The sequence below is a fragment of the Kiloniella spongiae genome (assembly GCF_001026905.1).
Lineage (GTDB): Bacteria > Pseudomonadota > Alphaproteobacteria > Kiloniellales > Kiloniellaceae > Kiloniella > Kiloniella spongiae.
The window spans coordinates 1-926 of record NZ_LAQL01000051.1; the positions used below are offsets into that span (position 1 = coordinate 1).

1 protein-coding gene is annotated in these 926 nt (G+C 44.2%); it reads right to left on the bottom strand.

Going from position 1 to position 926, the window contains the following annotated elements; all coding sequences use genetic code 11:
- Nucleotides 1-843: FG-GAP repeat domain-containing protein (locus tag WH96_RS20845; protein WP_156176894.1), on the bottom strand; the 843-nt coding region annotated here is incomplete at its 3' end.
- Nucleotides 844-926 lie beyond the last annotated feature (83 nt).

Consider the following 926-nt stretch of genomic DNA (forward strand, 5'->3'; position numbering starts at 1 on the left):
CTCAATCTTACGCGTACCACCGATACCATCACCACGCTCTACTGACTGAACAACAGACAAAGATGAGACATAATCCTGCTCGGGATAAACAGCATCACTCCCTTTGGAATACACAAGCTTATCTGTCAATGGTGTGTAGCTGATGGATGTCTGATGGCCGCGGGGGGTAGTTATCACACTTATGTACCGTCCCTGAGCATCACTGGCGGTCAAAAGATGTGTGTCTCTATTATCTTTCACACCTTGAAATAAAATATCTGACAGGCCATTCCCAGTATTGTCCAGCACAAACAAATTACGTCTCGAAGCATCCCAATGCGTCCTTGTCATTCCCCAACTGTTTGAAACAAGTGATTCTATATAACCATTTCCTGTATTCGTCAGAAGATGAGTATCCCTGCTGTCTGTTTTGCCCTGAAGCAATATGTCAGGCAAGCCATCACCATTGTAATCCAATACAAACAAGTTGCGCCGGGAAGCATCCCAATGTGTCCTCGTCATTCCCCAGCTGTTTGAAACAAGTGATTCTATATAACCATTTCCTGTACTTGTCAGAAGATGAGTATCCCTGCTGTCTGTTTTGCCCTGAAGCAATATGTCAGGCAAGCCATCACCATTGTAATCCAATACAAACAAGTTGCGCCGGGAAGCATCCCAATGTGTTCTCGTCATTCCCCAGCTGTTTGAAACAAGTGATTCTATATAACCATTTCCTGTACTTGTCAGAAGATGAGTATCCCTGCTGTCTGTTTTGCCCTGAAGCAATATGTCAGGCAAGCCATCACCATTGTAATCCAATACAAACAAGTTGCGCCGGGAAGCATCCCAATGTGTTCTCGTCATTCCCCAGCTGTTTGAAACAAGTGATTCTATATAACCATTTCCTGTACTTATCAGAAGATGAGTATCCCTGCTGTCTGTTTTGC